The organism is Thermus sp. (genome assembly GCF_039793865.1).
Lineage (GTDB): Bacteria > Deinococcota > Deinococci > Deinococcales > Thermaceae > Thermus.
Map to the genome: position 1 here is coordinate 1 of NZ_JBAMMI010000079.1, position 22,051 is coordinate 22,051.

At 68.9% G+C, this 22,051-nt stretch carries 22 protein-coding genes; 11 read left to right on the forward strand and 11 right to left on the reverse strand.

Annotated features, from left to right (window positions below):
• Positions 1 to 228 precede the first annotated feature (228 nt).
• The 4 genes from metG to ABJK26_RS07115 form a co-directional block, all read right to left on the reverse strand.
• Positions 229 to 2,088: a methionine--tRNA ligase gene (gene metG, locus ABJK26_RS07100; RefSeq protein WP_347241583.1), complete on the reverse strand. Its 1,860-nt coding sequence runs from the start codon at positions 2,086 to 2,088 to the stop codon at positions 229 to 231.
• A 90-nt stretch (positions 2,089 to 2,178) separates the two neighbouring features.
• Positions 2,179 to 2,862 (reverse strand): ribose-5-phosphate isomerase RpiA, encoded by a 684-nt coding sequence (gene rpiA / locus ABJK26_RS07105; protein WP_347241584.1) that lies wholly within the window; start codon positions 2,860 to 2,862, stop codon positions 2,179 to 2,181.
• Positions 2,862 to 3,326, reverse strand: coding sequence for a thioredoxin-dependent thiol peroxidase (gene bcp, locus ABJK26_RS07110; RefSeq protein WP_347241585.1), 465 nt, complete (start codon positions 3,324 to 3,326; stop codon positions 2,862 to 2,864). Before bcp ends, rpiA begins: the two co-directional genes overlap by 1 nt.
• 30 nt (positions 3,327 to 3,356) lie before the next feature.
• Entirely contained in the window at positions 3,357 to 3,842 is a 486-nt protein-coding gene (locus tag ABJK26_RS07115) for an adenosine-specific kinase (RefSeq protein ID WP_347241586.1), read from the reverse strand.
• Positions 3,843 to 3,900: 58 nt separating this feature from the next.
• On the opposite strand from ABJK26_RS07115, the gene ABJK26_RS07120 reads away from it, so the two are divergent.
• A complete protein-coding gene (locus ABJK26_RS07120) occupies positions 3,901 to 5,034 on the forward strand; it encodes a CofH family radical SAM protein (RefSeq protein ID WP_347241587.1) in 1,134 nt (377 codons plus the stop codon).
• On the opposite strand, the gene trpA is transcribed toward ABJK26_RS07120, so the two are convergent.
• The gene (trpA, locus tag ABJK26_RS07125) at positions 5,031 to 5,813 is read right to left on the reverse strand and encodes a tryptophan synthase subunit alpha (RefSeq protein WP_347241588.1); all 783 of its coding nucleotides are present in this window, start codon (positions 5,811 to 5,813) and stop codon (positions 5,031 to 5,033) included. The two genes, ABJK26_RS07120 and trpA, sit on opposite strands and share 4 nt — an antisense overlap.
• On the reverse strand, positions 5,810 to 7,027 hold the full coding sequence (trpB, locus tag ABJK26_RS07130; protein WP_347241589.1) for a tryptophan synthase subunit beta: 1,218 nt from the start codon (positions 7,025 to 7,027) through the stop codon (positions 5,810 to 5,812). The genes trpA and trpB overlap by 4 nt, the downstream gene beginning before the upstream one ends.
• Positions 7,028 to 7,221: 194 nt before the next feature.
• Here trpB and thyX point away from each other — a divergent pair, with 194 nt between their 5' ends.
• On the forward strand, positions 7,222 to 8,034 hold the full coding sequence (gene thyX / locus ABJK26_RS07135; protein WP_347241590.1) for an FAD-dependent thymidylate synthase: 813 nt from the start codon (positions 7,222 to 7,224) through the stop codon (positions 8,032 to 8,034).
• On the opposite strand, the gene ligA is transcribed toward thyX, so the two are convergent.
• A complete protein-coding gene (gene ligA / locus ABJK26_RS07140) occupies positions 8,031 to 10,052 on the reverse strand; it encodes an NAD-dependent DNA ligase LigA (protein ID WP_347241591.1) in 2,022 nt (673 codons plus the stop codon). The two genes, thyX and ligA, sit on opposite strands and share 4 nt — an antisense overlap.
• 97 nt (positions 10,053 to 10,149) lie before the next feature.
• On the opposite strand from ligA, the gene tpiA reads away from it, so the two are divergent.
• Positions 10,150 to 10,902 (forward strand): triose-phosphate isomerase, encoded by a 753-nt coding sequence (tpiA, locus tag ABJK26_RS07145; RefSeq protein WP_347241592.1) that lies wholly within the window; start codon positions 10,150 to 10,152, stop codon positions 10,900 to 10,902.
• A 48-nt stretch (positions 10,903 to 10,950) separates the two neighbouring features.
• On the opposite strand, the gene ABJK26_RS07150 is transcribed toward tpiA, so the two are convergent.
• A complete protein-coding gene (locus tag ABJK26_RS07150; RefSeq protein ID WP_347241593.1) occupies positions 10,951 to 12,120 on the reverse strand; it encodes a phosphoglycerate kinase in 1,170 nt (389 codons plus the stop codon).
• A complete protein-coding gene (gene gap / locus ABJK26_RS07155) occupies positions 12,121 to 13,116 on the reverse strand; it encodes a type I glyceraldehyde-3-phosphate dehydrogenase (RefSeq protein WP_347241594.1) in 996 nt (331 codons plus the stop codon). It abuts the gene before it with no gap.
• A gap of 163 nt (positions 13,117 to 13,279) precedes the next feature.
• Here gap and ABJK26_RS07160 point away from each other — a divergent pair, with 163 nt between their 5' ends.
• The 8 genes from ABJK26_RS07160 (at position 13,280) to ABJK26_RS07195 (ending at position 20,766) form a co-directional block, all read left to right on the forward strand.
• Positions 13,280 to 13,867, forward strand: coding sequence for a biotin transporter BioY (locus ABJK26_RS07160; RefSeq protein WP_347241603.1), 588 nt, complete (start codon positions 13,280 to 13,282; stop codon positions 13,865 to 13,867).
• Positions 13,867 to 14,574: a nitrilase-related carbon-nitrogen hydrolase gene (locus ABJK26_RS07165; RefSeq protein WP_347241595.1), complete on the forward strand. Its 708-nt coding sequence runs from the start codon at positions 13,867 to 13,869 to the stop codon at positions 14,572 to 14,574. Before ABJK26_RS07160 ends, ABJK26_RS07165 begins: the two co-directional genes overlap by 1 nt.
• A gap of 44 nt (positions 14,575 to 14,618) precedes the next feature.
• Positions 14,619 to 15,053: an SsrA-binding protein SmpB gene (gene smpB / locus ABJK26_RS07170; protein WP_347241604.1), complete on the forward strand. Its 435-nt coding sequence runs from the start codon at positions 14,619 to 14,621 to the stop codon at positions 15,051 to 15,053.
• Complete coding sequence (locus ABJK26_RS07175) at positions 15,050 to 16,201, forward strand: N-acetylmuramoyl-L-alanine amidase (RefSeq protein WP_347241596.1); 1,152 nt, start codon at positions 15,050 to 15,052, stop codon at positions 16,199 to 16,201. Before smpB ends, ABJK26_RS07175 begins: the two co-directional genes overlap by 4 nt.
• Entirely contained in the window at positions 16,198 to 16,692 is a 495-nt protein-coding gene (locus ABJK26_RS07180; protein WP_347241597.1) for a GerMN domain-containing protein, read from the forward strand. The genes ABJK26_RS07175 and ABJK26_RS07180 overlap by 4 nt, the downstream gene beginning before the upstream one ends.
• Positions 16,689 to 19,718 (forward strand): chromosome segregation SMC family protein, encoded by a 3,030-nt coding sequence (locus tag ABJK26_RS07185; protein ID WP_347241598.1) that lies wholly within the window; start codon positions 16,689 to 16,691, stop codon positions 19,716 to 19,718. Before ABJK26_RS07180 ends, ABJK26_RS07185 begins: the two co-directional genes overlap by 4 nt.
• Positions 19,708 to 20,034, forward strand: coding sequence for a nucleoside triphosphate pyrophosphohydrolase family protein (locus ABJK26_RS07190; RefSeq protein ID WP_347241599.1), 327 nt, complete (start codon positions 19,708 to 19,710; stop codon positions 20,032 to 20,034). Before ABJK26_RS07185 ends, ABJK26_RS07190 begins: the two co-directional genes overlap by 11 nt.
• A gap of 75 nt (positions 20,035 to 20,109) precedes the next feature.
• Positions 20,110 to 20,766 (forward strand): peroxiredoxin, encoded by a 657-nt coding sequence (locus tag ABJK26_RS07195; protein WP_347241600.1) that lies wholly within the window; start codon positions 20,110 to 20,112, stop codon positions 20,764 to 20,766.
• Between the two features lie 79 nt (positions 20,767 to 20,845).
• On the opposite strand, the gene ABJK26_RS07200 is transcribed toward ABJK26_RS07195, so the two are convergent.
• Together ABJK26_RS07200 and ABJK26_RS07205 are read right to left on the reverse strand one after the other, a co-directional pair.
• On the reverse strand, positions 20,846 to 21,094 hold the full coding sequence (locus ABJK26_RS07200) for a zf-TFIIB domain-containing protein (RefSeq protein WP_347241601.1): 249 nt from the start codon (positions 21,092 to 21,094) through the stop codon (positions 20,846 to 20,848).
• Positions 21,095 to 21,781: a zinc metallopeptidase gene (locus ABJK26_RS07205; RefSeq protein WP_347241602.1), complete on the reverse strand. Its 687-nt coding sequence runs from the start codon at positions 21,779 to 21,781 to the stop codon at positions 21,095 to 21,097. It lies immediately after the preceding gene.
• Between the last annotated feature and the right edge of the window lie 270 nt (positions 21,782 to 22,051).

A 22,051-nucleotide genomic window follows, 5' to 3' on the forward strand; every position in this document is an offset into this window, starting at 1 on the left:
TTAAAGGTAGCGTTCGCATTGGGCGCGACCACCTCCACCACGGGGCCTTCCGGCTTGGGCAAGCTTACCGTCTGGGCCAGAGCAAGGGAAAGCAGAGCGAGAAAGCCGCTTAAACCACGCATATGGCCTCCTTCCTGGGAAGGGAATCAAGTCCCTGCCCACTCCAAAAATATACCGGCAGGCCGCAAGGAAAGATGAGGGTTAGGTTAACCGCCCCTTAAGGAAGGACTACCGGACCACCGCCCCCGGGGGCACCTCCCCCTCCACGGTCACCAGGGCCAGGGCCTCCCCCTCCTGGGCCGCCAGGATCATCCCCTGGCTCTCAATGCCCCGGAGCTTGGCGGGCTTCAGGTTCGCCACCAGGACCACCTTCTTGCCCACGAGCTCCTCGGGGCGGTACCACTTGGCGATCCCCGAGACCACGGTGCGCTCCTCCTTCCCCAGGGAAAGCCTGAGGACGAGGAGGCGGTCGGCGTTCGGGTGCCTCTCCGCGGCCACCACCTCCGCCACCCTGAGCTCCACCTTGGCGAAGTCCTCTATGCCGATCTGGGAAGGTTCCACGCCTCCCCTCGCCTCCTCCCTCCTCGCCTCCTTGGGGAAGAGCACGGGGGCCTCCTCGGGGAGGGGACGGGGCTCGGCCAGGCCCCAGCGCTCGGCCTCCTTTAGGCTCACCTCCTCCTTAAGCCCCAGGGCCCGCCTGAGCTCTTTCATCTTGCCCGGCATGGCGGGGGTGAGGAGGATGGAGGCGATCCTCAGGCCCTCCACCACCCGGTAGAGCACGGCCTGGGCCTCCTTGGGGTCCCGCTTATGGAGCTCCCAGGGCTTCTTCTCGTTGATGTAGCGGTTTAAGGCCTTGACGTAGGCCATGGCCTCCTCGAGGGCCACGTGGAGCTTGAGCTCCCGCACCAGGGCCCTGAGCCTCGCGGCAAGCCCCGTCCCCTCGGCGAGCTCCTCCCCCGCCACGGGCTCGGGGATGCGCCCCTCGGCGAAGCGGAAGAGCATGGCCCGGGTCCTCTGCACCAGGTTCCCCAGGTCGTCGGCGAGGTCGGCCTCGTACCGGGTCTTGAGGGCCTCCTCGCTCACCGGGGTGTCCTGGCCGTAGGGGATCTCCCTAAGGAGGTAGTAGCGCAGGGCGTCCCGGCCGTACTTCTCCAGAAGGGCGAAGGGGTCCACCACGTTCCCCAGGGTCTTGGACATCTTCCGCCCGTCTGGGCCCAGCAGAAACCCCCCCACGTTCAGGTGGCGGTACATGGGGATCCCCGCCGCCTTCAGCATGGTGGGCCAGAAGACGGCGTGGGGCTTCAGGATGTCCTTGCCGATGAGGTGCCAGGCGTGGGGCCAGAAGGTGCGGTAGGCCTCCCCCTCGGGGTAGCCCAGGGCCGAGACGTAGTTCAGGAGGGCGTCAAACCAAACGTAGGTCACGTGGTCCTCGTCCCAGGGGAGGGGGATGCCCCAGGGGACGCGGGAGCGGGGCCTGGAGATGGAGAGGTCCCCGATGGGCTCAGAGAGCATGGCCAGGACCTCGTTCCGGTACCCTTCGGGGCGGATGAGGTCGGGGTTTTCCTGGAGGTACTCCTGGAGCCAGGGGCGGTACTTCTCCATGCGGAAGAAGTAGTTCCCCTCCTTCCGCTTCTCCACGGGCCTCCCGTGGATGGGGCAAAGGCCCTCAGAGAGCTCCTTCTCCGTGTAAAAGCGCTCGCAGGAGACGCAGTAGAGGCCCTCGTACTCCCCGTAGTAGATGTCCCCGGCCTCGTAGACCTTCTTTAGGACGAGCTTTACCACCTCCTTGTGCCTTTCCTCCGTGGTGCGGATGAAGTCGTCGTAGGCGATGCCGAGGAGGTCCCAGGCCCTCTTGAAGCGCTCGGAGACCCGGTCCACGAAGGCCTTGGGGTCCTCCCCCGCCCGCTCGGCGGCCCGGTAGACCGTCTCCCCGTGCTCGTCGGTGCCGGTGAGGAAGTAGGTGCGGTAGCCGTCCAGCCGGTGCCACCGGGCCAGGAAGTCCGCCACCACCGTGGTGTAGGCGTGGCCCAGGTGGGGCTCGGCGTTCACGTAGTAGATGGGGGTGGTCACGTAGAAGACCTTTTCCATGCGCCCTCCCTAAAAAAAACCGGGGCACGCGCCCCGGGCGGGGAAGCCTTCCCGCCCTAGGGCCGGGGCATGCCCTTCATGGCCCCCATTCTACGGCAGAAGCTCCTCCACCCCAAAGGGCCCCGCCACCAGGGCCCGGGTGGCCAGGCCCACGAAAAGCCCCGTCTCCACCACCCCGGGGATCTCCAAAAGCGCCCGGTGCAGGCCCAAGGGGTCCCCGATGGGGCCGAAGCGGCAGTCGGCGATGAGGTGGCCGCCGTCGGTGAAGTAGAGCTCGTCCCCGTCCATGCGGAGCTCGGGCTCCCCCCCGAGGGCGGCGATGGCCTTCAGGGTCGCCCGGTGGCCGAAGGGGACGATCTCCACCGGCACCGGGCCCCGGCCCAGGGCGGGCACCTTCTTGGTGTGGTCGGCGATGACCAAAAACTCCCTGGCCGTGGCCTCCACGATCTTTTCCCGGAGAAGGGCCCCGCCCATGCCCTTGATGAGGGCAAGGCCCGGGGCGATCTCGTCCGCCCCGTCTATGGCCAGGTCCACCCCCTCCGGGGGAAGGTCCACGAGGGGGATCCCCTCCCGCTTGGCGAGCTCCTCCGTGGTCCTCGAGGTGGGCACCCCCACCACGCCCTTTAGCTCCCCCTCCCGAAGGCGCCGGGCGAGCTCAAGCAGGGCGTAGCGGGCCGTGGAGCCCGTGCCCAGGCCCACCACCATCCCGTCCTGGACGTAGGCCACGGCGGCGTGGGCCGCCTCCTTTTTATAGCTTTCCAGGGGGCGCTCCATCAGGCTCCCCTAAGGGCTTTCAGGGCCTCGGCCACCTCGAGGGCGTGCCCCTCGGGGGAGACCTTGCGCCAAACCTTGGCGATGCGGCCCTCGGGGTCTATGAGGAAGGTCTGGCGGAGCACCCCCTCCACCTCCTTGCCGTAAAACTTCTTCTTCCCCCAGGCCCCGTAGGCCTCTATGGCCTTCCGCTCGGGGTCGGCGAGGAGGGGGAAGTTCAGGCCGTACTTCTCGGCGAAGCGCTTGTGGCTTTTCACGTCGTCCGCCGAGACCCCGAGGACCACCGCCCCCAGGGCCTGTAGGCTTCCCATGTGGTCCCGGAAGCCGCGGGCCTCCTTGGTGCACCCGGGGGTGTCGTCCTTGGGGTAGAAGTAGAGGACCACCCACCGCCCCCGGTAGTCGGAGAGGCGGTGGACCCTTCCCTCCTGGTCGGGGAGAGCGAAGTCTGGGGCCAGCGTGCCTTCCATGTGCGGGATTATACCCGCCCCTGGGAGGAGCTACAGCTTGTAGCCGAGGCGGCGAAGCAGGTCCTTGCGCCAGGCCACCTCGGCCTCGTCCTCCACGCCCAGGGGCGTGAAGCCGTCCATGACCCCGAGGATGGCCCGCTGCTCCCCCTCCTCGGCCACCACCACCTTGAGGGGGTTGGCGGTGGCGGCGAAGATGCGCACCACCTCGGGGCAGGCCTTTACCGCGTGGAGGACGTTGATGGGGTAGAAGCCCTCCCCCAAGACGATGAGGAAGGCGTGGCCCGAGGCCAGGTTGAGGAGGTTCTTCACGGCAAGCTCCACCAGGGCCTCGTCCGTCCCCGAGCGGCGGACGAGGCGCTTGCCGCTCGCCTCGGAGAAGGCGAGGCCGAACTTGATGCCGGGCACGGCCGTGACCAGGGCCTCGTGGAGGTCCTCCACCGTCTTGATGAAGTGGGCCTGGCCCAGGATGACGTTCAGGTTTTCGGGCTTCTCAATGGGGATGAGCTTGAGCTCCATGCCCCGATTTTACCGGAGGCCACCCCCCCCGGGAAAACGCGGGTGTAGGATAGGGGACATGGACGTCCTGGAGAAGGCCGTGGCCGGGGAGAGGCTTTCCGAGGCCGAGGTCCTAAGCCTTTTTGACCTGCCCCTCCCCGAGCTCGCCGCCGCCGCCCACGAGGTGCGCCTCAGGAAGACCGACCCCGAGGTGGTGACCTTCCTCATAGACCGCAACATCAACTACACCAACGTCTGCACCGTGGCCTGCGCCTTCTGCGCCTTCTACCGCACGAGGAGGCAAAAGGACGCCTACACCCTGAGCTATGAGGAGATCGCGCGGAAGGTGGAGGAGCTCTACGGGGTGGGGGGCAGGCGGATCCTCATGCAGGGCGGGGTGAACCCCGAGCTTCCCCTGGAGTGGTACCTGGACCTCCTCCGCTACCTCAAGGGGCGCTTCCCCGACCTCCGCATAGACGCCTTCAGCCCCGAGGAGATCCTGGGGCTGGAAAGGCTCACCGGGCTCAGGGCCGAATCCATTCTTGAGAAGCTCAAGGAAGCCGGTCTGGACGGGATGCCGGGGGCGGGGGCGGAGATCCTGGTGGACGCGGTGCGGCTTAAGGCCGCCCCCGCCCGCATCCGGACCGCCGACTGGTACCGCATCGTGGACGCGGCCCAGGCCCTCGGGCTTTACACCCTGGCCAGCATGGTCATCGGCTTCGGGGAAGGGCCGAGGGAAAGGACCGCCCACCTCCTGGGCCTCCGCGCCCAGCAGGACCGGGCCCTGGAGCGCCACAAGAACGGCTTCGCCGCCTTCGCCCTCTGGACCCTCCAGGTGGAGCACACCCGCCTCAAGGGCAAGGCCCCCGGGGCCACGGCCCACGAGTACCTGAAGACCCTCGCCATCGCCCGCCTCGCCCTGGACAACTTCGCCCACTTCCAGGCCTCCTGGCCCACCCTGGGCTTCAAGGTGGCCCAGGCCGCCCTCTACTACGGGGCCGACGACTTCGGGAGCACCATGCTGGAGGAGAACGTGGTCTCGGCGGCGGGGGGGCACGGGCGCACCCACGCCACGGTGCGCCAGATCGTGCGCCACATCGTGGACGCGGGGTTCAAGCCCGCCGAGCGCGACCCCCTCTACCGCGTCCTCCGCTACCCGGACCCCGAGGCCATCCTGAAGGAACCGGAGCCCGTGGAACTGCCCCTGGCCTAGGGGGCGGCCTCCCTCAGGTAAAGGCCCTGGCGGACCTCCTCCAGGATGGGGCCCAGGGGGTGGCCCGCCTCGAGGGCCCGGATGAGGGCGCTTCCCACCACCACGCCGTCGGCCACCGCCGCCTGCTCCGCCGTGGCCCGGTTGGACACGCCGAAGCCCACGGCGATAGGGATGGGGGTCTTGGCCCGGATGCGCCGCACCAGGTCCTTGACCTCCTCGGGAAGCCTTTCCCGCGCCCCCGTGACCCCGGTGACGGAGACGGCGTAGACGAAACCGGTGGCGTAGCGGGTCACGGCGGCGATGCGCTCCTCCGTGGAGGTGGGGGCGAGGAGAAACACCGTTTCCAGGCCGATCTCCTGGGCGAGGCGCACCAGGGCCGGGTCCTCGTCGGGAGGGAGGTCGGGGAGGATCGCCCCCGTGGCTCCCGCCTGCTTGAAGAGGCTGAAGAAGCGCTCGGGCCCCCAGGCGAGAACCGGGTTCAGGTAGGTCATGAGGAAGAGGGGCTTCTCGGTGAGGGCGCGCACCTCCCGCACGAGCTCCAGCGTCCCCTGGACGCTCATGCCCTTCCTCAAGGCGGTTTCGCTTGCCCGCTGGATCACGGGGCCGTCCCCCAGGGGGTCGGAGTAGGGCAGGCCGATCTCCAAGAGGTCGGCGTAGGGCAAGACCTCCTCCACCGCCCCTAAAAAGCCCTCCCGGCTGGGAAACCCCGCGGTGAGGTAGGGGATGAGGGCGGCCCTTCCCTCCCTCTTGGCCTTGGCGAAGGCCTCCTTCGTGGTCATAGCTCTCCCCCGAGGAGGCGCATGGCCTCGGTGACGTCCTTGTCCCCCCGGCCCGAGAGGTTGATGACCACCACCTGGTCCTTCTCCATCTCCGGCACCACCTTGGCGGCGTGGGCGATGGCGTGGGCGGACTCCAAGGCGGGGATGATGCCCTCGAGCCTGGCCAAGAGCTTAAATCCCTCCAGGGCCTCCTCGTCGGTCACGCTGGCGTACTCGGCGAGGCCGGTGTCGGCGTAGTAGCTGTGCTCCGGCCCCACCCCCGGGTAGTCCAGCCCCGCGGAAACGGAGTGGGCCGGGGTGATCTGGCCGTCGTGGTCGTAGAGGAGGTACATGTAGCTCCCGTGCAAAACCCCCCGCTTCCCCGCTCCGATGCTCGCGGCGTGCCTGCCCGTGGAAAGCCCTTCTCCGGCCGCCTCCACCCCGATGAGCCTGGGCCTTTCCCCCTCGGGAAGGTAGGCGAAGGGGGCGAAGAGGCCGATGGCGTTGGACCCGCCCCCCACGGCGGCGATGAGGGCGTCGGGGTAGCGGCCGAAAAGCTCCTGGCTTTGCCGCTTCACCTCCTCCCCGATGACGCTCTGGAAGTCCCGCACCATCATGGGGTAGGGGTGGGGGCCCACCACGGAGCCCAGGACGTAAAAGGTGGTGCGCACGTGGGTGATCCAGTCGCGGATGGCCTCGTTGGTGGCGTCCTTGAGGGTGCGGCTCCCCGCGGCCACGGGGCGCACCTCGGCCCCAAGAAGCCTCATGCGGAAGACGTTTAGGGCCTGGCGCCGCACGTCCTCCTCCCCCATGTAGACCACGCACTCCATGCCGAAAAGGGCCGCCACCGTGGCCACGCTCACCCCGTGCTGGCCCGCCCCCGTTTCGGCGATGACCCGCCTCTTGCCCATGCGCTTCGCCAAAAGGGCCTGGCCCAGGGTGTTGTTGATCTTGTGGGCCCCGGTGTGGAGGAGGTCCTCCCGCTTGAGGTAGACCTGGGCTCCGCCCCAGTGCTCGGAGAGCCGCTTGGCGTGGTAGAGGGGCGTGGGCCTCCCCGCGAAGTTCCTCAGGTAGTGCTCCAGCTCCGCCAAAAAGGCGGGGTCCTTCTTGGCCTCCCGGTAAGCGGCCTCCACCTCCTCCAGGGCCGGGATCAAGGTCTCCGGCACGTACCGCCCCCCATAGGGTCCAAAGCGGCCCCGCTCGTTAGGTAGGGGAAAATCGGGTAAGGTGAGCATATCCCTCCAAAAGAAGGCGCCAAGCGCCCGCAAGCCTTTTTATCCTAAGCCTTCCGAGCCCCAAGGGCCAAGCCCGCACTTCGCGCATCGCCCTCGGAGGCCCCTAGTGGCGCCGCTTGCAGGCGAAAGAGGTCCTGGCCCGCATGCCCTAAGGGTAAGGGGGAAAGGGGCGCCTGGCAAGTAGACTGGGAAACATGGAGCCTGGAAGGGCCATCCCCGTCCTGGACAAGGGGTTCGTGCGCCTGGTGGACGCGATGGGGGACGACGCTTCCATCGTCCAGGCGGCCCGGGTCTCCTACGGGGAAGGAACCAAGACCGTGCGGGAGGACGCCGCCCTCATCGACTACCTCATGCGCCACCGCCACACGAGCCCTTTTGAGATGGTGGAGTTCAAGTTCCACGTCAAGGCCCCTCTTTTCGTGGTGCGCCAGTGGTTCCGCCACCGCACGGCGAGCGTCAACGAGGTCTCGGGGCGCTACTCCGTCCTCAAGGAGGAGTTCTACGAGCCCGAGGCCTTCAGGAGGCAGGCGAAGAGGAACAAGCAGGGCTCGGAGGGGGCCCTCTTGGACGAGGAGGCCCTCGCCCTCCTGAGGAAGGCGGAACAGGAAGCCTACGGGGCCTACCAGGCCCTTCTGCAAAAGGGCGTGGCCCGGGAGATGGCGAGGATGGTCCTCCCTTTAAACCTCTACACCGAGTTCTACTGGAAGCAGGACCTGCACAACCTCTTCCACTTCCTCAAGCTCCGCCTCGCCCCCGAGGCCCAGTGGGAGATCCGCCAGTACGCCCAGGCCATCGCCGAGCTCGTCAAGGCCAGGGTCCCCCTGGCCTGGGCGGCCTTTGAGGAGCACGTCCTGGAAGGCGCCCTCCTCTCCCGCACGGAGCTTAGGGCCTTGAGGGGCCTCCTCACCCCGGAGCTCTACGAGAAGGCCCTGAGGGAGCTCGGCCTGGGGGGAAGCCGCCTGAAGGAGGCCCTGGAGAAGCTCTTCGGCCCCGGGGAGGCCCCTTAGGCGAGCTCTTCCACCTTCCTCCCCGCCCGCGCCTCCAGGAGGCGGTAAAGCTCCTCCTCCGTCAGGGTGGGGACCCCGAGGGCCCTGGCCTTCTCCAGCTTGCTCCCCGGGTTTTCCCCCACCACGAGGTAGCTCGTCTTGCGGCTCACGGAGTCCGTCACCTTAGCCCCAAGGCGCCTTAAGAGGGCCTTCACCTCTTCCCGGGGCCGGGAAAGCTCCCCGGTGATGACGAAGGTGAGGCCCTTTAAGGCTTCGCCCCCCTTCTCCTTGGCCTCCATCGCCACCCCCGCCTCCTTGAGCCTCCGCACCAGGTCGCGGAAGGCGGGGTCCTTGAGGGTCTCCATGATGGCCCTCGCGGTGAGCTCCCCCACCTCCTCCACCTCCAAAAGCTCCTCCAGGCTGGCCTTAAGGAGGCGGTCCATGGTCTGGAACTTGGCCGCCAGGTTCCGGGCCAGGACCTCCCCCACTCCCGGAAGCCCCAGGGCGTAAAGGAGGCGCTCCAGGCCCCGGCCCTTGCTCTCCTCTATCTGGCGGAGGAGGTTCTCTGCGCTCTTTTCCCCCATGCGTTCCAGGCCCACCAGGTCTTCCTTCCTCAAGCGGTAGAGGTCGGCCACGTCCTTGACCAGCCCCTTCTCCAAAAGCTTCTCGATGAGCTTCTCCCCCAGGCCCTGGATGTCCATGGCCTTGCGGGAGGCGTAGTGGCGGATGGCCTCAAAGCGCTTGGCGGGGCACAAGGGGTTCGGGCAACGGTGGACCTTCCCTTCCTTGACCAGGGGGTGGCCGCACTCGGGGCAGGTTTCGGGCCACCTTATGGGCCGCTCTTCCCCGGTTCTCTTCTCCTTCAGGACCCTGAGCACTTCGGGGATGACTCCGCCCGCCTTGTGCACCAAAACCCAGTCCCCGATGCGGAGGTCCAGCTCCTCTATGTAGGCCTCGTTGTGGAGGGTGACCCGGGAGACCTCACTCCCCTCCAGGAAGACGGGTTCCAGGACCCCCACCGGGGTTACCCGCCCCGTGCGCCCCACCTGGAAGACCACGTCCAAAAGCCTCGTCTCCTTCTCCTCGGCGGGGAACTTGTAGGCGATGGCGAAGCGGGGGGCGCGGGCGGTGTAGCCGAGCTCCCGCCAAAGGAGAAGATCGTCTAGCTTCACCACCACCCCGTCCGCCTCAAAGGGAAGCGCCCGCCGCTTCTTCAGCCAGTCCTGGTAGACCGCCTCCACCCCTTCCGCCCCCACGGCCCGGGTGAAGCCGTGCTCCACGGGGAAGCCCTTCTCCCTAAGCCAGAGGAGGAGTTCGTACTGGGTCTTGAGGCCCGTCTCCTCCAGGCCGAGGCCCAGGGCGTAGAAGGTGGCCCTGAGGCCCCGCTTGGCGGTGATCCGGGGGTCCTTCTGCCTTAGGGAGCCTGCGGCCGCGTTCCTGGGGTTTTTGAAGACCTTCTCCCCCCGCTCCTCCAGCTCCTCGTTGAGCCGGAGGAAGGCCTCTATGGGCATGTAGACCTCGCCCCGGACCTCGAGGCGGTCCGGCACCCCCTTTAGCCTTCTCGGAATGGTGGGGATGGTGAGGAGGTTCTGGGTCACCTCCTCCCCCACCTCCCCGTCCCCCCGGGTGGCCCCAAAGACCAGGACCCCCTCCTCGTAGTAGAGGTTCACGGAAAGCCCGTCCACCTTGTGCTCCACGGTGTAGGGAAAGGGGCCCTTCCGCCCCAGGGCCCGCTCTACCCTCTCCTCAAAGGCCCGGACCTCCTCCAGGGTGAAGGCGTTGTCCAGGGAGTACATCCGGGTGGGGTGGCGGATGGGGCGGAAGGTGGCCTCGAAGGGCCTCGCCCCCACCTGAAGCGTGGGGGAATCGGGGCTTTTGAGCTCGGGGAAGCGGTCCTCAAGCTCCTTCAGTTCCCTTAGAAGCCGGTCGTACTCGGCGTCGGATATCTCGGGGTCGTCCAGGACGTAGTAGCGGTAGTTGTGGTAGCGGATGAGGTCCCGAAGCTCGTTCACCCGCCTGCGGGCTTCCTCGAGGGTCATGCCTTGAGACTACCACGCCGGTTAGGGTGGGCCCCTGGACCTTCCCCAAGTTGTTCCCATGGCCATCCGTAGGGAGGGTTTTCGTTAAGATGTCCCCATGCGGCGCGTCCTTGTGGCGGGCAACTGGAAGATGCACAAGACCCCTTCCGAGGCCCGGGTCTGGTTCGCAGAGCTCAAAAGGCTCCTTCCTCCCCTAGATTCGGAGGCGGCGGTGCTCCCCGCCTACCCCATGCTCCCCGCGGCCAAGGAGGTGCTCTCGGGCACGGAGGTGGCCTACGGGGCCCAGGACGTCTCCCCCCACAGGGAGGGGGCCTACACGGGGGAGGTCTCAGCCCGGATGCTTTCCGACCTCGGCTGCCGCTACGCCATCGTGGGCCACTCGGAGAGGAGGCGCTACCACGGGGAAACGGACGCCCTGGTGGCCGAGAAGGCCAAGAGGCTTCTGGAGGAGGGGATCGTTCCCATCCTGTGCGTCGGCGAACCCCTGGAGGTCCGAGAAAAGGGTGGGGCGGAGGCCTATACCCTGAGACAGCTTCTCGGGAGCCTGGATGGCGTGGAGCCCAGCGCGCCCGAGCGCCTGGTCATCGCCTACGAACCGGTTTGGGCCATCGGCACCGGGAAGAACGCCACCCCCGAGGACGCCGAGGCCATGCACCGGGCCATCCGCAAGGCCCTCTCGGAGCGGTACGGGGAGGCCTTCGCCCAAAGGGTCCGCATCCTCTACGGGGGAAGCGTGAACCCCAAGAACTTCGCCGACCTCCTCTCCATGCCCAACGTGGACGGGGGGCTCGTGGGCGGGGCAAGCCTGGAGCTTGAGAGCTTCCTCGCCCTCCTACGGATTGCGGGCTAGGGGAGGGCGAGGCCGAGGGAGGCGGTCGGAAGGGGTAGCAAGATGGCGTTACTTTAGAACCTCGAGGCCGGGCAAGGTCCCCTTCTCCAAAAACTCCAGGCTGGCCCCGCCTCCGGTGGACACGTGGCCGAAGCGGTCCTTAAGGCCCAGGCGGTTCACCGCCGACACCGAGTCCCCCCCGCCCACCACGGTGAAGGCCCCTTCCAGCCCGGCCAGGGCCCGCCCCACGGCCAGGGTCCCCTGGTCAAAAGGCGGCACCTCAAACACCCCCATGGGCCCGTTCCAGAAGGCGGTGCGCACGCCCCTTAAAGCCTCCCGGAAAAGCTCCTGGGTCTTGGGCCCGATGTCCAGGCCCATGTAGGGCACGGGGATGGCCCGGGCCGGATAGACCCGGGTGTCCACACCGGGCTCTATGCGCTCCGCCGCCACCACGTCCTCGGGGAGGTAGACCCGGACCCCAAGGGCCTCGGCCCGCCCTAAGAGGTCCCGGGCGAGGTCCAGCCGGTCCTCCTCCACGAGGCTCCTCCCCACCTCCCCGCCCAAGGCCTTGAGGAAGGTGAAGGCCATGGCCCCGCCCACCAAAAGGCGGTCTATCCGGGGGAGGAGGCTCTCAATGACCCCGATCTTGTCGGAGACCTTGGCCCCGCCCAAGACCACGGCGTAGGGGCGCTCGGGGTCCTGGAGGAGGCGGGTGAGCGCCCGCACCTCCCGCTCCATGAGGAAGCCGGCGTAGGCGGGCAATAGCCTCGCCACCCCCACCACGCTGGCGTGGGCCCGGTGGGCGCTCCCGAAGGCGTCCAGGACGAAGGCCTCCCCGAGCCTGGCGTAGCGGGCGGAAAGCTCGGGGTCGTTCTTCTCCTCCCCCGGCTCAAAGCGGACGTTCTCCAGAAGGGCCACCTCCCCCGGGGAGAGGTCCCTCACCGCCTTTTGGGCCTCCTCCGAGCCGGGGCTATGGGGCACGAAGCGCACCCCGGGAAGGTGCCGCCCCAAGGCCTCGCCCACGGGGGCCAGGGAGTATTTGGGGTCAGGCCCCTTGGGGCGGCCCAGGTGGGAGAGGAGGACCAAGGAGGCCCCGCCCTCCAGGAGGTAGCGGAGGGTGGGGAGGCTTTCCTGGATGCGGGTCTCGTCCTGGACCTTTCCGTCTTGGATAGGGACGTTGAAGTCCACCCGCACCAGGACCCGCTTGCCCCTGGGGTCCAGGTCCTTGAGGGTGCGCATCTAAACCCCCTTCTTGAGAACGAGCTCCACCAGGTCGGCCACCCGGTTGGCGTAGCCCCACTCGTTGTCGTACCAGGCGAAGACCTTCACCAGGTTGCCGAGGGCCTTGGTGAGCTTCCCGTCCACGATGGAGGAGTGGGGGTCCATGACGATGTCCTGGAGGACGATCTCGTCCTCGGTGTAGGCCAGGATGCCCTTCAGGGGGCCCTCGGCCGCGGCCTTGAGGGCGGCGTTCACCTCCTCGGCGCTGACCTCCCGCTTGAGGAGGGCGGTGATGTCGGAGATGCTTCCCGTGGGGGTGGGGACCCTCAGGGCCATCCCGTCAAACCGCCCCTTGAGGGAGGGGAGGACCAAAGCGGTGGCCTTGGCCGCGCCCGTGGTGGTGGGGATGATGTTGACCGCCGCCGCCCGGGCCCGGCGCAGGTCCTTGTGGGGCAGGTCCAGGAGGCGCTGGTCGTTGGTGTAGGAGTGGACGGTGGTCATGAGGGCCTTCTCCACCCCGAAGGCCTCCTCCAGGACCTTCATCACGGGGGCGAGGGAGTTGGTGGTGCAGCTGGCGTTGGAGAGGATGTGGTGCCTGGCGGGGTCGTACTGCTCGTGGTTCACCCCGAGAACGATGGTGATGTCCTCCCCTTTGGCGGGAGCGGTGATGATGACCTTCCTGGCCCCGGCCTCGAGGTGGGCGCGGGCCTTCTCGGCCTCGGTGAAGACCCCGGTGGACTCCACCACCACCTCCACCCCGGCCTCCTTCCAGGGGATCTCCTTGGGGTCCTTGATGGCCGTGGCCCGGACGGCCTTCCCGTTCACATAGAGGTTTTCCTCGTCGTAGCCCACCTCCCCGGGGAAGCGACCATAAACGGAGTCGTACTTCAAGAGGTGGGCCAGGGTCTTGTTGTCGGTGAGGTCGTTGACCAGGGCCACCTCCACGCCCCGCCCGTGGAGGATGCGGAAGACCTGGCGGCCAATCCTGCCGAATCCGTTGATGCCTACCTTCATAGCTCGCCTCCTTAGGCCCCTCGGTGGCAAAGGGAGACCATGGGCTTAGTATAGGGCCTCTCCCATAAGTTTTTGCCCCTCCTTCCCTTCGGGGTTGACGCGTAAACCTTTTTGGGGCATGTTGGTTTACGACCGCCTCGAGGCGGTCCTCATGGAGGTACCTATGAAGGCAACCACCCTTGCCCAAGCCCTCTGGCCTAGGCCCACCCTGGCCCGCAACCTGGCCCTGGTCTTCGCGGGAAGCCTCCTGGTGGCCCTCACCGCCCAGACCGCCCTTCCCCTCCCCTTCAGCCCGGTGCCCATCACCGGGCAGACCCTGGGCGTCCTCCTGGTGGGGGCGGCCCTGGGAAGCCGCTTGGGCTTCCTCTCCCTCCTCGCCTACCTGGTGGAGGGGGCCATGGGCCTCCCCGTCTTCGCCGGGGGGACGGGCGGGATCGCCAAGATCCTCGGGCCCACCGGGGGGTTCCTCCTCGCCTTCCCCCTGGCGGCGGGGCTCGTGGGGCTTTTGGTGGAGCGCTTCGGCCTGGACCGGAGCTTTTTCGGCACCCTCCTCGCCATGCTCCTGGGGAACGCCCTCCTCTACCTGGTGGGGCTTCCCTGGCTCGCCGCCTGGCTCATGGGCGCGGGGAAGTTCGGGGGCGTTTCCGCCCTCTTGGCCATGGGGCTTTTCCCCTTCATTCCCGGGGACCTGGCGAAGGCCCTTCTCACCGCCCTCCTCCTTCCCACCGCCTGGCGCTTCCTGGGCCGCTGATGCGCCTCGCCCTGGCCCACCTGGGGAGGCGGGAAAGCCTAAGGGAGCTCCTCCAGGCCCTCTGCCCCCTGGCCGAGGAGGCCAAAGACCGGGGGGCAGAGCTTCTCCTCCTCCCTGAGCTCGTCCTGGGGAAGCGGGAAGAGCCCGGGCTTTCCGAGGCCCTGGGGGAGCTGGCGGAGGAGGCGGGGCTTCTCCTCCTCGCCGGGCACCTCGCGGAAGGGGAAAACCGCCTCCAGGCCTTCCCCCAAGGCCCCACCTACGCCAAGCTCCACCTTTACCGGGCGGAGGGGGAGGAGGGGGACGAGGGCCTACGCCCCGGGGAAAAGCCCGTCCTCTTCCCCTTCGGGGGCCAAAGCTTTGGCCTCGCCCTCTGCTACGACCTGGACTTCCCCGAGCTCTTCCGGGCCTACGCCCTAAAGGGCGCCACAGGCTTTCTCCTGGGGGCGGCCTGGCCCGGGGCGTACGCCGGGCTCTTGGAAGTCCTCGCCCGGGCCCGGGCGGCGGAGAACCAGGCCTACCTCTTCCTGGCGAGCCGCGCGGACACGGGAAGCCCCACCCTCTTTATCTCCCCCGACGGGCGGGTCCTGGGGAGGCGGGAGGAGGAAGGCCTCCTCCTCGCCGAGCCCGACTGGGGCTTCCTCGAGGCCTACCGCAAGAAGTACCCCCTCCTCCACCACCGCCGGGAGGACCTCTACCGGCCTTGGTAACGCCGGGGCCCCCATGCGGGCTTGGGCCCGCATGGGGTGGTAAGATAGCCCCCGTGCTGGAGAACCGCCGCGCGCGGCACGAGTACGAGATCCTGGAGACCTACGAGGCGGGCATCGCCCTCAAAGGGACCGAGGTCAAGTCCCTGAGGGCGGGGAAGGTGGACTTCACGGGAAGCTTCGCCCGCTTTGAGGACGGGGAGCTCTACCTGGAAAACCTCTACATCGCTCCCTACGAGAAGGGCTCCTACGCCAACGTGGACCCCCGCCGCAAGCGCAAGCTCCTCCTCCACCGCCACGAGCTGAATAAGCTAAGGGGCCGGGTGGAGCAGAGGGGCCTCACCCTGGTCCCCTTGAAGATCTACTTCAACGAGCGGGGCTACGCCAAGGTGCTTTTGGGCCTCGCCCGGGGCAAGAAGGCCTACCAGAAGAAGGAGGACGACAAGAAACAGGCCCTAAGGCGGGCCCTGGAGGAACTATGAGGCTTTGGCCCTTCCTGCCCTTCCTGGCCCTGGCCCTGGCCCAAGCGCCCAAGCCCCTGCAGGTGGGGACCCTCGCCGGGGAGGCCCTTTACCCCGGGGGCCTAGGGGTGGCCTACGGGGAGGCGCGGCTTCTGGCCCGGGGGCTGGGGCTTGCCCTTTGGCGAGGAGAGGACCGGGTGGCCCTGGGCCTGGGAAGCCGCTTCCGAAGCTTCCCCGTCCTGGGCCAGGAAAAGGAGGCGGCGAAGAAGGGAGCCGCCTGGAAGCGGGAGGACGGGGTCTACGTCCCCCTGAGGCCCCTGGCGGAGGCCCTGGGGCTCCAGTACCGGGCCCAGGTGGGCGTGGCCCTGAGCCTCCCCTGGGCCAGGCTCCTGGGAGTGGAAAGGACCTCGAGGCGCATTCTCCTGCGCTTTTCCCGGGAGGTCAACGCCCTCAAGCAGGAGGGCGGGGTGCTCTTCCTCCTGGCCCAAGGGGAGGAACCGGGTCTTGAACAGAAGGCCCTGGGCCTCTTCCTGCCCCTGGACACCCCCCCCGACCGCCTCTACTACCCCGGGGGCGGCCAGGTGGCCCTGGAGTGGGGGGCCCTGCCCAGGCCCGCCCCCCAGGTCCTGCTGGACCCTGGGCACGGGGGGGCGGACCCGGGCTTGGTGGTGGAGGGGCTACAGGAAAAGGACCTCACCCTGGACCTGGCCCGGCGGGTAGCGGCCCGCCTGCCGGGAAGCCGCCTGGCCCGGACCCGGGACGAGACCCTGCCCCTTGAGGCCCGCCTCCAAAAGGCGAAGACCGCCTCGGTGGTGGTCTCCTTCCACGTGACCCGGGGAAGCGGCCTCAACCTCTACCTGCCCAAGACCCGCTCCACCCCCCTGGCCCAGAACGCCGAGGCCCTCCTGAAAACCGCTCCCAAGGAGCAGGCCGCCCTCCTCAGGGTCTACGCCGGGGACCCTCGCCTCCTGGCGGAGGCCCTGGCCCGGGCCTTCTCCACCTTGGGCCTGGTGGTGGCCCAGGCCGAGGGCCCCTACGCCCTCACCGACGTGCCGGGGGCGGCGGTGGTCCTGGAGGTGGGGGCGGAGCGGCTCAGAACCGAGGAAGCCCGCAAGACCCTGGCCCAGGCCGTGGCCCAGGGCATCCGCCAGTACCTGGAGGCCCCATGAGGCGCTTCCTGACCCCCTGGAACCTCCTCGGGCTTCTGGTCTTCCTCCTGGGAAGCCTCGCCTACTGGCGGGCCCAAGGGGGCCCCTCCGCCCCCATCCTGCCCCTGCCCGCCGAGGAAAAGCAGGCCTCTTCCCTGACCCTGGTCCTCTACCGCCCCAACCCCCCCCAGGGCTTCCTCAAGGAAACCCTGACCCTGGAGCTCGGCCCCGGGGAGACCCCGGAGGCCAAGGCCTTAGGGGTCTGGGCGGAGGCCCTAAAGGCCCCTCGCCCGAGGGCCCTCTTTCGGGTGGGGAAGACCCTGGTGGTGGACCTGCCCCAGGACTTCGCCCAGCGCCTGGACGCGGGGGGGGAGGCCTACCGCCTCTACAGCCTGGCCTACACCCTCCTCGCCTCCTTTCCGGGGGCCAAGGAGGTGCGGTTCTTGGTGGAGGGGAAACCCAGCCCCGGCCTGGCCCACCTGGACCTGAGCCAGCCCTACGCCCTGCCATGAAGGAAACCTGGCGCTTAGACCGCCTCGTCCTCCAGGGGTTCAAGTCCTTCGCCGAGCGCGCGGTCTTGGACTTCCCCGACCCCATCACCGGCATCATCGGGCCCAACGGCTCGGGGAAGAGCAACCTGGTGGAGGCCCTGCGCTTCGCCACCGGGGCCCGGGCCCAGGAGCTCAGGGGCCAGGAGCTTAAGACCTTCCTCTTCCACGGGGCCGAGGGAAGGCCCCCGGCGGGCTTCGCCGAGGTGCGCCTGGAGCTTTCCCGAGGGGGCGAGCGCCTGGTGGTGGAGCGCCGCATTGAGGGGGAGCGGAGCCTCTTCCGGGTGAACGGCCGCCCCTTAAGCGCCAAGGCCCTGGCCCTCCACCTGGCGGGCACCGGGCTCGGCCGGGGAGGGTACGCCATCGTGGGCCAGGGGGAGGTGGGGGCCCTCCTCGAGGCCCCCGAGGAGGTCCTTCTCGGCCACCTGGAGGAGGCCGCGGGGCTCCGCCCCGTGGCCGAGGCCGCCCGCGCCGCCCTGGAGCGCCTGGAGGAGGCCACGGCCCTCCTAGAGGCCAAGGAGAGGGAGCTTTCTGGGCTCAGGGAAAGGGCTTTGGCCCTCGAGGCCGAGGCGGAGCGGGCGCGGAAAGCCCGGGAGCTCGCCGGGCTCGTCCTTGGCCTCAGGCGAAGCCTCCTCCTCGCCCGCAAGGAGGAGGCGGAGAAGGAGATGGCCTCGGCCGAAGCCCGCCTAGAGGCCCTGGCCCAGGAGGAGGGGGGGCTCCTAGAGAGGAGGCGGGCCCTCGAGGCCCGGCGGGAGGCCCTGGCCCAGGAGGAGGAAGCCCTGAGAAGGCGCCTGGAGGAGGTCCGCCTCGGCCTCAAGGAAAGGGAGGCCCTAAGGGCCGAGGCCAGGGAGCTCGGCCGGGTCCTCAAGGCCCTGGACCGCCCCCCGCCCGAAGACCCCGGCCCCCCGCCGCCCCCGCCCCCCCTGCCCCGGGAGGAGGCGGAAAGGCGCCTTAAGGCCCTGAAGGAGGCCGAGGCCCGGCTCCTGGCGGAGAAGCGCCGCCTGGAGGAGGCCTGGCGCCGCTACGAGCTGGAGCTCGCCCGCCACCAGGAGCGCCTCCTCGCCTACCAGCAGGCCCTGGAGGAGCGGGCCAGGCTGGAGGGGGAGCTCAAGCGCTGGGAAGAGGCCCTGAGGGCCCTGGAGGAGGCGGTGGGAGAGCGGCGCAGGCTCGAGGCCCGGCTTCGCGAGGTCCAGGCCCAGGCCCTGGCCCTGGAGCGGGAGCGCTCCCGCCTGGAGGGGCTTCTCGCCTCCGGAGCCGACCTCCAGGAAGGCCCCCGGCGGGTGCGGGGCCTCCCTGGAATCCTAGGGGTGGTGGCGGACCTGATAAGGCCAGAGAAGGGGCTGGAGCTCGCCCTGGAGGTGGCCTTAGGGCCCAGGCTTCAGTGGGTTCTCGCCGAAGACGAAAGGGCGGCCCAGGAGGCCATCCTCCACCTCAAGGCCCGGGGGGGGCGGGCCACCTTCTTGCCCCTCACCCTCCTGGACCCCCCTCCCCCGCCCCGCCCCCGGGAGGCCGAGGGGCTCCTTGGCCCCGCCTACCGCCTGGCCCGCCTCCGCCTTCCCGGCCTCCCCGAGGAGGCCGTCTTAAGGGTCCTCATGGGGGACACCCTGGTCTTCCGGGACCTCGAGGCCGCCCTGGCCTACCGCAGGGCCGGGGGAAGGGAAAGGCTCGTCACCCTGGAGGGGGAGGTCCTGGAGCGCACCGGGGCCCTCACCGGGGGGAGGGTGAAGGGAGGAGGAGAGGCCCTGCGCCTCCGGGGGCGTCTGGAGGAGCTTCACGGGGAGCTCGGCCGCCTGAAGGAGGAAGCCCAAGCCCTGGAGGAAGCCCTGAAGCCCCTGCCCAAGGCCCAGGCCCTGGAGGAGGCCCGGGCCCAGGTGAGGGCCCTCAAGGCCCGCCTCCAGACCCCACCTCCCAGGCCCCCCGAGCCCCCCTCGCCCCCGAAGGAGCCCCTGGAGGGGGGAAGGCTCGAGGCGCTCCTCATGGAGAAAAAGGCCCTGGAGGAGACCCTGGCCCAGGCCGGGGCCTGGGAGCGCTGGCGCCTCCTCAAGGAGGCCAAGGAGGCCTGGGCCGAGGCGAGGGAGGAGGCCAAACGGGTGAGGGCCCGCCTCGCCGAGCTGGAAGGCCGCCTCGTGGCCTCAAGCCCCCTGGAGGAGGAGGCCAAGGCCCTGGAGGCCCGTCTCGAGGCCCTGCGCCGGGAAAGGCGCCAGGCCGAGGAGGCCCTAGCCCAGGCCCTCGCCCGCTGGAACGCCCTGCTTTCGGAGCGGGAGGCCCTCCGCCTCACCCTGGCCCGGAGGGAAGCCCTCCTGGAGGAGCTTTCCCGGGAGCTCGCCCAGCTTCCCCCCGGGGAACGCCACCCGGGAAGCCCCCGGGCCCTCCAGGCGCGGCTCGCCCAGGCCGAACGGGACCAGCAGGCCCTGGGCCCGGTGAACGCCCTGGCCGAAAGGGAGCTCGCCGCCCTGAAGCCCCTCCTCCTGGCCAAGGAGAAGGAGGTGCAGGAGGCCACGGAGGCCCTCCTCCGCCTCGAGGCCGAGGTCAGGGCGGTGGAGAGGGAGTACGCCGAGCGCCTTAAGGAGAGCTTCCACCGCTTCCAGGAGGCCTTCCGGGCCCACGCCGAAGGGCTTCTTGGAGCCCAGGCCGAGGTCCGGCGGGAAGGCCGGGGGCTTCGGCTTCTCCTCGTGCCCCGGGGCAAGCGCACCCAGGACCTCCGCCTCCTCTCCCTAGGGGAGAAGACCCTTGGGGCCCTGGCCTTCCTCTTCGCCCTGGGGGAGCTTCAAGGGGGGCTTCCCATCGCCATTCTGGACGAGGTGGACGCCGCCTTAGACGAGGCGAACCTCCTGCGCTTCGCCCGCTTTTTGCGCTCGGGGCGGCAGTTCCTCCTGGTGACCCACCAGAAGCGGACCATGGAGGCCTGCCACGCCCTCTACGGGGTCACCACCGAAGGGGGGGTGAGCCGGGTGTACGCCATCCGCAAGGAGGTGGTCCATGAGCTTTGAGGAGTACCAGAAAGAGGCCCAGAAGACCGCCCTCTACCCCGAGGCCCACCGCCTGGTCTACCCCGCCCTGGGCCTCGCCGGGGAGGCCGGGGAGCTCGCCAACAAGGTGAAGAAGGTCCTGCGGGACCACGGGGGGCAACTCAGCGAGGAGGCGCGGGAGGCCATCCTCGCCGAGCTTGGGGACGTGCTCTGGTACGCGGCCCAGGTGGCCACGGACCTGGGGGCGAGCCTCGAGGCCGTGGCCCAGGCCAACCTGGAGAAGCTCCGCTCCCGCAAGGAGCGGGGAAGGCTCGGGGGCTCCGGGAACAACCGATAATGCGAAGCGCTTGCGTTAAATACCCCGATGAGGTATAATTCCCCCGCTGGCCCGGCCAGCGAAAGGAGGCCGTGTATGGATGAAACCGCCGTACCCACCCTACCCCGCCTGAACGAACCCGCTCCCGACTTCGTGGCCAAGACCACCCTCGGGGACCTGAGGCTTTCCGACCTGAGGGGCAAGTGGGTGGTCCTCTTCAGCCACCCCGCCGACTTCACCCCGGTCTGCTCCACGGAGTTTTTGGCCTTCGCCGAACGGCAGAAGGAGTTTGAGGCCCTGGGAGCCCAGCTGGTGGGCCTTTCCATAGACTCCATCTACGCCCACCTGGCCTGGCTCAAGGACCTGGAGGAGATGTCGGGCATCTCCATCACCTTCCCCGTCATCGCCGACCTGGACATGAGGGTCTCCAAGCTCTACGGCATGATCCACCCCGCCGCCAGCGAAACCGCGGCGGTGCGGGCGGTCTTCATCATTGACCCCCAGGGGATCCTGCGGGGCATGCTCTACTACCCCCTGACCACGGGCCGCAACATTGACGAGATCCTCCGCTTCCTCCAGGCCCTGCAGTTCACCGACCGCACCGGCCTCAACACCCCCGCCAACTGGCGGCCCGGGGAGCCGGGCATCGTCAAGCCCCCCGCCACCCTCCCCGAGCTGAAGGCCGACGAGGCCAAGAAAGGGGAGTACACCGAGTACCGCCGCTGGTACCTCCGCCTCCAAAAGGCCGAGTAGCCCTCGAGGCCAAGGACCCCCTGGGCTTCCCCAGGGGGTCTTCCCGCTACCCCCTCCTGGCCAGGGGGCCGAGGAAGGGCTAATCAAAGAAGTCAAAGAGCTCCAGAAAGCCCTTTTTCTTCTTGTAGGGCTTCCCCTCCTTGCGGTAGTAGGCCTCCCGTTCCTCCTCGTAGGAGCGCTCCACCTCGCGGGCCTCGGCCAAAAGCTTCTCCAGCTCCCCCCGGTCCAGCCACACCCCCCCGCACTGCGGGCAGAGGTCTATGAGGACCCCCCGGCGCTCCACCTCCTTCATGCCCACCTGGCAGTGGGGACAAAGAAGCAGGGGCACCTACTCCTCCCTCCGGCCAAAGAAGCCCAGGAGGCTTGCGTAGTAGAGGATGGTGGCCAAGGAGCTCGCCAAAGCCGCCACGTAAGTGAGGGCCGCCCAGGTGAGCACCTGCCGGGCCGGGCCCATCTCCTCGCGGCTCAGGAAGCCCATGCGCCGGAGGAACTCCAGGGCCCTCCTGGAGGCGTCAAACTCCACGGGCAGGGTGATGAGCTGGAAGAGGGCCACGGCCAGGTAGAGGTAGAGGCCGAGCTTGGCGAGGCCGATGGCCCCGAGGAAGAGACCCGCCAGCACCAGGATGGGCCCCAGGTTGCTCCCGAGGCTCGCCGCCGGCCAGAGGCTCGCCCGCACCCTGAGCCAGGCGTAGCCCTGGGCATCCTGCACCGCGTGCCCCACCTCGTGGGCCGCCACGGCCAAAGCGGCGAGGCTAGGGGAAGCGTAGTTGGGCTCGGAAAGCCGCACCGCCTTGGCGTGGGGGTCGTAGTGGTCGGTGAGGACCCCGGGCACGGGTTCCACCCGCACCTGGGCGAGGCCATGGGCGTCCAGGATGGCCCGGGCCACCTCGGCCCCCGTGAGGCCGCGGCTGTTGGCCACCCGGGCATAGCGGGCGAAGGTGGCCTGCAACCCTCCCTGGATGATCAGGCTGGCCACGAACACCAGCCCCATGAGCGCCAACGCCAGCATGTCCATGCTCTTCCTCCTTCCTGGGGAGTAGCAAGAGCCTCGAGGCCACCCTTCCAGGTGGTCTCGCCATGCGCCCTAAGGCGCCCCAGCCGACCGGGGAAGCCTCCCGTACTGACGACCGGCTGGCCCCTTTACGGGGCGGCTACTCCCCAAGGGCCTTTATACCAGAAAACCCCTCCTGGCACAAGGACCCGGGCAAGTGAGAGGCTGTCGTAAAACTCCTCCACGGCCAGCTACGCGGCCCTGGCCAGCCGCTTCACCAACAAGCGTAGCATG

What these genes read in the sequence shown, in the direction of transcription:
- ABJK26_RS07160 (WP_347241603.1), top strand. Translation starts at nt 13,280, where the DNA reads ATGAAGGCAACCACCCTTGCCCAAGCCCTCTGGCCTAGGCCCACCCTG.
- trpA (WP_347241588.1), bottom strand. Translation starts at nt 5,813, where the DNA reads ATGACCACGAAGGAGGCCTTCGCCAAGGCCAAGAGGGAGGGAAGGGCC.
- ABJK26_RS07120 (WP_347241587.1), top strand. Translation starts at nt 3,901, where the DNA reads ATGGACGTCCTGGAGAAGGCCGTGGCCGGGGAGAGGCTTTCCGAGGCC.
- ABJK26_RS07180 (WP_347241597.1), top strand. Translation starts at nt 16,198, where the DNA reads ATGAGGCGCTTCCTGACCCCCTGGAACCTCCTCGGGCTTCTGGTCTTC.
- ABJK26_RS07175 (WP_347241596.1), top strand. Translation starts at nt 15,050, where the DNA reads ATGAGGCTTTGGCCCTTCCTGCCCTTCCTGGCCCTGGCCCTGGCCCAA.
- ABJK26_RS07185 (WP_347241598.1), top strand. Translation starts at nt 16,689, where the DNA reads ATGAAGGAAACCTGGCGCTTAGACCGCCTCGTCCTCCAGGGGTTCAAG.
- ABJK26_RS07150 (WP_347241593.1), bottom strand. Translation starts at nt 12,120, where the DNA reads ATGCGCACCCTCAAGGACCTGGACCCCAGGGGCAAGCGGGTCCTGGTG.
- tpiA (WP_347241592.1), top strand. Translation starts at nt 10,150, where the DNA reads ATGCGGCGCGTCCTTGTGGCGGGCAACTGGAAGATGCACAAGACCCCT.
- rpiA (WP_347241584.1), bottom strand. Translation starts at nt 2,862, where the DNA reads ATGGAGCGCCCCCTGGAAAGCTATAAAAAGGAGGCGGCCCACGCCGCC.
- gap (WP_347241594.1), bottom strand. Translation starts at nt 13,116, where the DNA reads ATGAAGGTAGGCATCAACGGATTCGGCAGGATTGGCCGCCAGGTCTTC.
- ABJK26_RS07115 (WP_347241586.1), bottom strand. Translation starts at nt 3,842, where the DNA reads ATGGAGCTCAAGCTCATCCCCATTGAGAAGCCCGAAAACCTGAACGTC.
- ABJK26_RS07165 (WP_347241595.1), top strand. Translation starts at nt 13,867, where the DNA reads ATGCGCCTCGCCCTGGCCCACCTGGGGAGGCGGGAAAGCCTAAGGGAG.
- ABJK26_RS07195 (WP_347241600.1), top strand. Translation starts at nt 20,110, where the DNA reads ATGGATGAAACCGCCGTACCCACCCTACCCCGCCTGAACGAACCCGCT.
- thyX (WP_347241590.1), top strand. Translation starts at nt 7,222, where the DNA reads ATGGAGCCTGGAAGGGCCATCCCCGTCCTGGACAAGGGGTTCGTGCGC.
- ABJK26_RS07205 (WP_347241602.1), bottom strand. Translation starts at nt 21,781, where the DNA reads ATGGACATGCTGGCGTTGGCGCTCATGGGGCTGGTGTTCGTGGCCAGC.
- trpB (WP_347241589.1), bottom strand. Translation starts at nt 7,027, where the DNA reads ATGCTCACCTTACCCGATTTTCCCCTACCTAACGAGCGGGGCCGCTTT.
- ligA (WP_347241591.1), bottom strand. Translation starts at nt 10,052, where the DNA reads ATGACCCTCGAGGAAGCCCGCAGGCGGGTGAACGAGCTTCGGGACCTC.
- ABJK26_RS07190 (WP_347241599.1), top strand. Translation starts at nt 19,708, where the DNA reads ATGAGCTTTGAGGAGTACCAGAAAGAGGCCCAGAAGACCGCCCTCTAC.
- bcp (WP_347241585.1), bottom strand. Translation starts at nt 3,326, where the DNA reads ATGGAAGGCACGCTGGCCCCAGACTTCGCTCTCCCCGACCAGGAGGGA.
- metG (WP_347241583.1), bottom strand. Translation starts at nt 2,088, where the DNA reads ATGGAAAAGGTCTTCTACGTGACCACCCCCATCTACTACGTGAACGCC.